At 72.3% G+C, this 9,238-nt stretch carries 10 protein-coding genes; 8 read left to right on the forward strand and 2 right to left on the reverse strand.

Annotated features, from left to right (window positions below):
- Positions 1 to 121 precede the first annotated feature (121 nt).
- Entirely contained in the window at positions 122 to 751 is a 630-nt protein-coding gene (locus G339_RS0115415; RefSeq protein ID WP_019631979.1) for a hypothetical protein, read from the reverse strand.
- Positions 752 to 873: 122 nt separating this feature from the next.
- Positions 874 to 1,641 carry a hypothetical protein gene (locus G339_RS38800; RefSeq protein WP_157407683.1) on the reverse strand — a complete coding sequence of 256 codons (768 nt, stop codon included), beginning with the start codon at positions 1,639 to 1,641 and terminating at the stop codon, positions 874 to 876.
- Between the two features lie 213 nt (positions 1,642 to 1,854).
- Between G339_RS38800 and G339_RS0115425 the strand changes: the two genes are divergently transcribed.
- From G339_RS0115425 to G339_RS0115455, 8 genes are all read left to right on the forward strand, one after another.
- Positions 1,855 to 2,727 carry a helix-turn-helix domain-containing protein gene (locus G339_RS0115425; protein ID WP_019631981.1) on the forward strand — a complete coding sequence of 291 codons (873 nt, stop codon included), beginning with the start codon at positions 1,855 to 1,857 and terminating at the stop codon, positions 2,725 to 2,727.
- Positions 2,728 to 2,747: 20 nt separating this feature from the next.
- The gene (locus G339_RS0115430; RefSeq protein ID WP_019631982.1) at positions 2,748 to 3,005 is read left to right on the forward strand and encodes a DUF397 domain-containing protein; all 258 of its coding nucleotides are present in this window, start codon (positions 2,748 to 2,750) and stop codon (positions 3,003 to 3,005) included.
- Between the two features lie 234 nt (positions 3,006 to 3,239).
- Positions 3,240 to 4,112, forward strand: coding sequence for a radical SAM/SPASM domain-containing protein (locus G339_RS0115435; RefSeq protein ID WP_019631983.1), 873 nt, complete (start codon positions 3,240 to 3,242; stop codon positions 4,110 to 4,112).
- A gap of 11 nt (positions 4,113 to 4,123) precedes the next feature.
- Positions 4,124 to 4,924 (forward strand): hypothetical protein, encoded by an 801-nt coding sequence (locus G339_RS0115440; protein WP_019631984.1) that lies wholly within the window; start codon positions 4,124 to 4,126, stop codon positions 4,922 to 4,924.
- Positions 4,921 to 5,151, forward strand: a complete 231-nt coding sequence (locus tag G339_RS39845; RefSeq protein ID WP_019631985.1) for a hypothetical protein — start codon at positions 4,921 to 4,923, stop codon at positions 5,149 to 5,151. The genes G339_RS0115440 and G339_RS39845 overlap by 4 nt, the downstream gene beginning before the upstream one ends.
- Complete coding sequence (locus G339_RS36145) at positions 5,148 to 5,744, forward strand: hypothetical protein (RefSeq protein ID WP_019631986.1); 597 nt, start codon at positions 5,148 to 5,150, stop codon at positions 5,742 to 5,744. Before G339_RS39845 ends, G339_RS36145 begins: the two co-directional genes overlap by 4 nt.
- 129 nt (positions 5,745 to 5,873) lie before the next feature.
- Positions 5,874 to 6,644, forward strand: coding sequence for an ABC transporter ATP-binding protein (locus G339_RS0115450; RefSeq protein WP_019631987.1), 771 nt, complete (start codon positions 5,874 to 5,876; stop codon positions 6,642 to 6,644).
- Between the two features lie 3 nt (positions 6,645 to 6,647).
- On the forward strand, positions 6,648 to 9,146 hold the full coding sequence (locus tag G339_RS0115455; protein WP_019631988.1) for an ABC transporter permease: 2,499 nt from the start codon (positions 6,648 to 6,650) through the stop codon (positions 9,144 to 9,146).
- The last annotated feature ends 92 nt before the right edge of the window (positions 9,147 to 9,238 follow it).

Raw genomic sequence — 9,238 nt, forward strand, 5'->3', positions numbered from 1 at the left:
GGGCGTCCGCCGTGTTCGGGTTGCTGTGCGGGGCGTCCGCCGGGTTCGGGTTGCCGTGCGGGCCGCTCGCCGGGTTCGGGTTGCCGCGTCGCGGGGCGCGTTCGGATGCCGGGCCGGACGCTCAGCCGGGGTCGAGGGACACGACCGTGTAGTCGTCCAGCCGCATGAGGATCTGCGCGGCGCGCATCCAGCGGGTCCGGGGGTCGTCGTACTCGACCGCGACGGCCTCGTCCTGCTCGATGGTGGAACGGCCAGGCCGGTAGAGCGTGCCGAAGACCCCGCCGATGACGGCGCGGCGGGCGCGGACGGCGACGTACCCGCCGCGCAGGTGCGGGCAGGCCGCCACCGACCGCCGGGCGCATCCGGGGCAGACCGGCGGGTGGCCGGTGCTGATCGGGGCGGGCCACGGGTCATCCTCGTACTCCCGCGTCGAGAGCAGCCACAGGGCCGATTCGTCGCACGGCGCGGCGCAGACCTGGCAGAGCCTGCGGTTCATGGCGCGGCGCTGCCGCAGGAGGTGGACGCGTCCGAAGTCGGGCCGCCCGCGCCCGGGGCTGACGGACATGCGAGTCCACAGCACGCCGTGCCGGTCGCGGTCCAGCGCGGTCTCGTCGGCGTAGCCGAGCCGTCCCCCGCGGACGACGAGTTCGCACGGGAGGAACCGTTCCGAGGACCACGACGCGATGTACGGAACGAGGCCCTGCCGGGCGGTCGCCGCGACGGGGGGTTGCGGTTGGGGGGAGGAGAGCACCGGAGTTCCTGTCTCGGGCCGCGGGACGGTCGGCCGCCCTGCGGCGGGCGTACGGGAGGTCTGGCGTCGGAGCCCCGGGCGGGTGAAACGGTCGCGGGGCTCGCGGTGGGCGGGAGTCCGGCTCAGGCCGGCCCGGACCGCCGGGCCGCGCCCGGAGCCGGACGGCCGCCCACCGGGCCGCCCACCGGGCCGCCCACCGGGCCGCCCACCGGGCCGGACACGGTGCCGGACACGGTGCCGGACACGGTGCCGGACACGGGGCCGGACACGGGGCCGGACACGGGGCCGGACACGGGGCCGGATGCGGGGCTGTGCGTGGGGCTGTGCGTGGGGCTGTGCGTGGGGCTGGATGTGGTGCCGCGCGTGGTGTCGGATGCCGGGCCCCGCGCTGGACTGTTCGTGGGGTTGTGCGCCGGGCTGGACGCGGGGGTCTGCGCCGGGCCGCGCATCGGGCTGTGCGCGGTGATGGACGCAGGGCTGTGCGCCGGGCCGTACGCGGGGCCCTGCGCCACGTGGTGCGTGGTTCCGGGCGCGGGGCCGCGGGCCGGGCTCGACGTGGGGCTCTGCGCCGGGCCGTGGGTGGGGCTGTGCGTGGTGTCGGATGCCGGGCCGCGCGCGGGGCTGGGCATCAGGTTGTGCGCGGTGCTGGACGTGGAACTGCGTGCGGCGGCGGGGCGGGGGCCGTGGATGCGCTGGATCGCCTCCTGCTCTTCGAGCTGGGCGAGGAGGTCGTCCGGGCCGTTCGCGACGAGCGTGGCGGCCAGGCCGCGCCGCAGTTCGCGGTCGCTGAGCGACCGGCGGCGGGTGGCGCAGATCAGTTCGCCGCGTCGGCTCGGCCAAAATGACCATTCCGGCCAAATGGTGTTGAGCCGGGAAAGTTCTTGGTTCAACGCCCGTCCCCTTCTTTCTGCGGTACACGATGGCTCGAAGCGCACTCGGCGGCCGAGTCCACGCGGAAGCGACAGACGGGCGGACACGGAGCGTTGAGCGCGACTACTCTGAGAGTGTGCCCCCCAGGCGGCCGAAAGTAAACCGTCTAATCTGCACTGGTGCAGATTAATCGGTTCGCATTGGTGGGCAATCGTGACGAGGAGGTACGAACCATGACCGGTCGAACGAGCCCCACGGTCCGCCGCCGGCGGCTGGCCGCCGAACTCGCCAAGCTCCGCAGGGAGACCGGCAAGAGCCGCGACGCGGTCGCCGAGCACGTCGGCGTCGCGCCCTCGACCATCACCCGCTTCGAGAACGCGTCCGCGGCCCCGCCGGTGATGACCGTCGCCGGGATGCTCGACTTCTACGGCGTCTCCGGGGCCGAGAAGGAGATGTGGGTGACCGTCGCCCGCCAGGCCCGGCGGCGCGGCTGGTGGTCCCGCTATGGCGACACGATCCCGGACTACTTCAAGTTCTACGTGGGCCTGGAGGAGGAGGCCTTCGAGGTCCGCTCGTACGAACCGGAACTCGTTCCGGGGCTTCTCCAGACCGAGGGGTACATGCGCGGGCTCATGGCCGCCGACCTGCACCCGATCTCGGGTGCGGAACTGGACAGGTGGGTCAAGCTTCGGCTGAAGCGGCAGGAGAAGCTCCGCGAGCCCGATGCGCCGAGGCTCTGGATGGTCATCGGCGAAGGCGCCATCCGGACGCAGGTCGGCGGGCCGGAGGTGATGGCCGAACAGCTTCGCCACCTCGCGGAGATCTCGTCGCCGACGGGTCCGGTCATCGTCCAGGTCCTGCCCTTCGCCGCAGGCGCGCATCCCGCGATGGACGGCTCCTTTACGGTCCTCGGCTTCCCCGAACCGCGCGACCCCGACGTCGTGTACGTTCAGTCCCGCAAGGGCGGGATGTACTTGGAAGATCCGCCCGACCTCACCGAGTACAACGACATGTTCCAGCATCTCGTGGCACGGGCGCTCGGTCCCGAGGAATCGCGTGCGATGCTGGAGAGCGTCGCGGACGAGATGGCCGGACCGGCCGCATGAGATAGGAAGCGCGGGTAGTCGTGGACGAGATCACCTACCACCTCGGCTGGCGCAAGAGCAGCCGCAGCAGCCAGCACGGCAACTGTGTCGAGGTGGCGGCGTGGCGCAAGGGCAGCCGCAGTTCGCAGCACAACGAGTGCGTCGAGCTGGCCGCCGTCACGTCCGGCATGGCCCTCCGCGACAGCAAGGACCCCGAAGGCCCCCACCTCCACATCGCCCCCGACACGTGGGCGTCGCTCGCCGCGCGCATCAAGAGCGGGCGGTTCGACCTGGCGTGACCCCCTAGTGACTCGACCGACCGAAGGTCCCGGCCCCTCGAACGGGCCGGGACCTTCGACGTTCCCCCACCCGTCCCGGCCCCGCAAGACCCACCAAGCAACAAATACCTAACCTGACCCATCCCGGCCACGCTCTTGCATCTGCACTGTGCAGATTAGACCCTCGGGTAACTGCGGAACGGAGACACGGAACAGCGCTCCGTAGTCCGAAAAAGCTTCAGAAGGGCGGCGGTAATGACAGTGATCGCGAAGTCCTCATCGGCGGGTTTACCGATCACTCGATTCCTCTGGCTGGACCTGACCCGGAAGTGCCAGCTCGCCTGCACGCACTGCTACAACTCGTCCGGCCCGGACGGCGGCCACGGCACCATGACCAGACGCGACTGGCTCGCCGTCCTGGACCAGGCCGCCGCCTGCGGCGTGCGCGCCGTCCAGTTCATCGGCGGCGAACCGACCCTGCACCCCGACGCACCGAACCTCGTCGCCCACGCCCTGGACCTCGGAATCAACGTCGAGGTCTACAGCAACCTCGTCCACGTCAGCACGGAATGGTGGCGTCTGTTCCAACGCGACGGGATCTCACTGGCGACGTCCTACTACTCAGACCAGGCCGCCGAACACAACGCGATCACCGGCCGCCCGAGCCACGCCAGAACACGGGCGAACATCGAAAAGGCGGTGAGTTTCGGCATCCCGCTGCGCGTCGGAATCATCGCCACCGACGACGCCCAGCGCGTCACCGAGGCCCGCCGCGAACTCGAAGCACTCGGCGTCACGCGCATCGGCCTCGACCACGCCCGCCCGTTCGGCCGCGCCTCGGGGGGCAGGGAACCCGACCCGTCCGGACTCTGCGGCAACTGCGGCCACGGTGCGGTGTCCGTCGGCCCGGCTGGTGACGTGTCGCCGTGCGTCTTCTCCGGCTGGATGGCCGTCGGGAACGTCCATGACACGTCTCTCGCCGCTATTCTTGGCGGCACCGCGATGGAGCGGGTCCGCGCCTCGATTCGTTCCACCGCTAGCCAGGGGATCTGCCAACCCGACATTTGCGAGCCGGATCACTGGTGCAAACCGGGATACCCGGACAGCGGATGCAATCCGCGCTACTAAAGGTGGACGCCGTGGCCCAGGAAATACCGGCAGGACTGTTGGCTTTGATCCAGGCCCGAGTCGGCGATGAGATCAGGTTTTCGTCGACCGCCGCCCGCGGCAACAGTTCCGATGCCACGGTGCTGATCGACTCCGAACATGGATCGTTCTTCGTGAAAGCGATGCGGAACAGGCCCGGTGGGCGGCTCGACTCGCTTCTACGAGAGGAAGCGATCAACCCGTTCATCCGGCCCGTCGCTCCGGCGATGCGGTGGAGGGCAGAGGACGACGACTGGGTCGTGCTGGGGTTCGACGCCGTCGATGGGCGGTCATCGGATTTCGCTCCCGGCTCAGCCGATCTGCCCGCTGTCATCGACGTGTTCAACCGCATCGCCAATCTTGAGTTGCCCGAGGTCGCACGGGATTGGCGCGAAAGCCGATGGGACCGCTTCGCGGCCGACGCCGAAGAGGCGGAACTCTTCAAGGGCGACGGGCTGCTGTACACCGATCCCCATCCTGGAAACCTGATGGTCGGTGCTCGCACCGCGTGGGCGGTGGGCTGGTCCTGGCCGACACGCGGCGCGGCGTTCATCACTCCGGCGAGCTTTGCTTTCCAGTTGATCGTCCACGGGCACAGCCCGGAATCCGCAGAGCTTCACGCGAGTCACTGCGCGGCGTGGCGGGTTGCGGACTCACGGGCAATCGACGCCTTCGCCGCCGCGTACACGCGCTTGCACCGCTGGCTCCGCCTCCAGCGGCCCGGCGAATCCTGGATCAGCGCGATGGCGGACGCGTCCGAAACATGGGCCGAGCATCGAGGCGTCGCGCCGTGACCAGCGGGCCGGACGCGGCGTACCGGGCGTGGCTCTGCGAAATCCTCGACGCGGCGGCCGAGGAATTCGGGTTGACGTTGAGCGGGCCGCCGTGTTTCGGGTGGCGCATCCGTTCGGCGAGCGTCCCGGCCGAGAGCGCCGACGGCCCGCGCTGGGTGCGCGTGATGACCGAGGACGTGAAATGGGCGCACGGCGAATGGTGGACGGGCAACACTGACGCAACGTGATCGACGGCATTTCCAAGCCGCGCGTTCTGCATGTCTCCGAAGGCACGCCCGGACAGCGGAAACTGCGCGTGGAGGTCATGACCCGCCAGGCCGGCCGTCCCTGCTCGTCCACCGATGTGGTGCGCGCGCCTCTGACGTTGCCGGACAGGTGGTGGGACGACCTGCGCGATGCCCTCGACCGGCTCGCGGGCGTCCCCACCGACCGGGGCCGCTGTGAGTCCGGCCGGGTCGTCGTCGGCATTCGCGAACACCTCGGCGTGGACGTGGACCCCGCCGCGCTGCGCTGGGAGACCGTCCACGGCGATCTGCACTGGGCCAACGTGTTCGCCGACCCGTTCGGGCTGGTCGACTGGGACCACTGGGGACGCGGCCTCGTCGGCTACGACGCCGCCACCCTGTACTGCCACGCTCTCCTGGAACCGGAGACCGCCGCGCGTGTCCGCACGACGTTCGCCCACGTCCTCGACACGCAGGACGGCGTCCACGCCCAGATGTCCGTCATCGCCCGCCTGCTCAAGCGCGCCCGGCTCGGCGACTTCCCCGACCTCGTCCCGGAGCTGCGCCGCTTGGCCGGACGGTTGATCGCAGGGTAGACCTCAAGTCGTACGCGCGGTCGCCGTTACGACTGAAAGCCGACCCGAAGCAGAGCTTCGCGGCCGATGTTCGGAAGGCCGCGGATTCCTAGCGTGGAGGACGTCCACGAGCCATCGCTAGGAGCATCTGTGACCAGCGCCTATGCCAGTCCGCCCGCGGCCGCGCCCGCGCCGCCCGTCCCCGCCGTCCGCGCGGAGGGGGTGACCAAGGCGTACGGGTCAGGCGACGCGACCGTCCACGCGCTGCGCGGCGTCGACGTCGCGTTCGCGGCCGGGGAGTTCACCGCGATCATGGGTCCGTCGGGGTCGGGAAAATCGACGCTGCTGCATTGCCTGGCGGGGCTCGACACGGTCGGCGGCGGCCGGGTCGTGCTCGGGGACACCGACCTCGGCGCGCTGAACGACCGGCGGCTCACCCTGCTGCGCCGCGAGCGCCTGGGCTTCGTCTTCCAGGCGTTCAACCTGCTGCCGACGCTGACCGCCGAGCAGAACATCCTGCTCCCGCTGGAACTCGCGGGCCGCCGCGTCGACCGGGACTGGTTCGACCGGATCGTCGACGTCGTCGGCCTGCGGGACCGGCTCCGGCACCGCCCGGCGGAGCTGTCGGGCGGGCAGCAGCAGCGCGTCGCGTGCGCCCGCGCGCTCGTCGCCCGGCCCGAGGTGATCTTCGCGGACGAGCCCACGGGGAACCTCGACTCGGCGTCGGGCGCGGAGGTCCTGGCGTTCCTGCGCGCGTCCGTCCGCGAGATGGGCCGGACGATCGTCATGGTCACGCACGACCCGGTGGCCGCCGCGTACGCCGACCGCGTCGTCTTCCTGCGCGACGGCGCGGTCGTCGGCGAGCTGGCCGACCCGACCGCCGCCGCCGTCCTCGACCGCCTCGCCGCGCTGGAGGGCTGACCGGTGCTGAGGACCACGCTCGCGGGGCTGGCGGCGCACCGGCTGCGGCTGCTGTCCACGGTCGTCGCGATCACGCTCGGGGTCGGGTTCGTCGCGGGGACGTTCGTGCTCACCGACATGATCGACCGGGGCGTCGCCGCGTCGTTCGCCCGGTCCGCCGACAAGGTGGACGTCGCGGTACTGCCGCCCCAGGGCAAGGAAGAACTACCGGCGGGCCTGCTGGAGCGCGTCCGCCGCGCGCCGGGCGTCGCGGACGCGCACGGCGTCGTGTTCGGCGACGCGCCGCTCGTCGGGAAGAACGGCCGCGTCCTGCGCGGCGAGCCGGCGGCGGGGCTGTCGATGCCGTCCGGGCGGCTGCTGCGCTACCGGATGGAGGACGGCCGCGCGCCCGCCGCGCCGGACGAGGCCGTCCTCGACGGGTGGACGGCGAAACGGGAGGGGTTCCGCGTCGGCGACACCGTCACCGTCCTGGACCCGAAGGACCGGCCGCGCCGCTTCCGGCTCAGCGGCGTGTTCGACGCGGGCGTGGACTCGCGCGTCAACGGGCGCGGGGCGGTCGGGTTCACGCCCGCCGTCGCGCCCGTCGTCACCGGCGCGCGCGGGTACGCGGAGATCGACACGGTCGGCGGGGACGTCGCGGGCGTCGCGGCGGCGGTCGGCCCCGGCTACCGGACGATGACCGGCGACGCGCTCGGCGCGCTGCTCGCCCGCTCCAACGGCCTCGACACCAAGGTGCTGCGCGCCGGGCTGCTGCTGTTCGCGCTGGTCGCGATGCTGGTGTCCGCGCTGGTCATCTACAACACGTTCTCGATCCTCATCGCGCAGCGGACCCGCGAGATGGCGCTGCTGCGCTGCGTCGGGGCGACGCGCCGCCAGGTGTTCCGGAGCGTCCTGCTGGAGGCGGCCGTGGTCGGGCTCGTCGGGTCCGCCGTGGGGCTCGCCGCCGGGACGGGCCTCGGCGCGGGCGCGCTCGCGCTGATCCGGGGGATGGGCGGGCACCTGCCGCCGTCGGACGTCGTGGTCACCGCGCGGACGGCGCTCGTCGCGGTCGCGGTCGGGCTGGTCGTCACGGTCGCGGCGGCCGTCGCGCCCGCCGCGGCGGCGACCCGCGTCGCGCCCGTCGCCGCGCTGCGCGGGGAGCGGGAACCGGCGGGCGGGCGGTTCCGGCCGGGCGTCGCGCGGGTGCTGCTGATCGTCGTGTTCGGCGGCGCGGGGCTGGCCGCGACGGCGCTCGGGACGGTCGGCATGGCGCCCGGCGAGGCGGCGATGTACGCGGTCGCGGGCGGCGGGGCGCTGTTCTTCCTCGCGGTGATCGCGCTGATGCCCGTCCTCGTCGGGCCGCTCGGCCGTGCGGTCGGGGCGCTGCCCGCGCGCGTCGGCGGCGTCACGGGGCGGCTCGCCGTCGCCAACGCCCGCCGCTCCCCGCGCCGCACCGCGACGACGACGATCGCGCTGACGGTCGGCGTCGGTCTGATGACGCTGTTCGCGGTCGTCGCGGCGGGCGGCAAGGCGACGTCGAACCGCCAGGTCGACGAGCACTTCCCGATGGACTTCCAGGTCAACGCCCGGCACCTGCGCGACGGCGGGACCCCGGCGTTCCCGGCCGGGCTCACCGCGAAGCTGCGCGCCCGGCCGGAGTTCGGCGCGGTCGCCGAGGGCCGCGAACGCGACGCGCGCGTCGGCGGCTCCGACCGGACGGTCTACGCGCTCGGCGCACCCGCCCTCGGCACCCTCGTCAGACCGGACTTCACGGCGGGCTCGCTCGCCGCGTTCCATCCCGGCACGCTCATCGTGGACGAGACCACCGCGAAGGACCTCGGCCTGCGCGCCGGATCGCGGACGACCCTCGCCGGGCGCGACGGCACCGCCGCGTTCCGCGTCGCGGGCGTCTACCGGCCCGCCGGCGTGCTGACGGGCGTCCTGATGACCGAGGCGGACTTCACGCGCGCGTTCGGCGCGGTCGCGCCCTCGGGGGTCTTCGTCAAGATCCGCGACGGCGTCTCCCCGCCCGCCGCCCGCCGCGCCATCGACGCCGTGACCAGCGGATACCCGACGGTCGAGGTCGCGTCGGCCGCCGAGATGAAGAAGCAGATGACCGAGAGCATCGACGTCGTCCTGATGATCTTCGGTGGCCTGCTCGGCCTCGCGATCGTCATCGCCCTCTTCGGCATCGCGAACACCCTGTCGCTGTCGGTCGTGGAACGCACCCGCGAATCCGCCCTGCTGCGCGCCCTGGGCCTGACCCGCCGCGGCCTCCGCCGGATGCTGTCGACAGAAGCCCTGGTCATGGCCGTCATAGGAGCCCTGACGGGCGTGACCCTCGGCATAGCCTTCGGCCTGGCCGCCACCCGCGCAATGGACGACAACGCCGTCTTCGCGGTCCCCTACCTCCAGGTAGCGGCCTTCATAGCCCTGGCCGGCGCCTCCGGCATAGCCGCAGCCCTACTCCCCGCCCACCGAGCCGCCAAGACCCCGATCGTCGAATCCCTATCCCACGACTGACCAACCACGACCTCCCCGCCCACCCCCCCGATCCGCCCCCGGACATCCCCCTAAGACGGCCCGCCGCCCAACAACTACCCACCGACCTGCCC

The sequence above is a fragment of the Actinomadura atramentaria DSM 43919 genome, assembly GCF_000381885.1.
In the GTDB taxonomy this organism is placed as follows: Bacteria; Actinomycetota; Actinomycetes; order Streptosporangiales; family Streptosporangiaceae; genus Spirillospora; species Spirillospora atramentaria.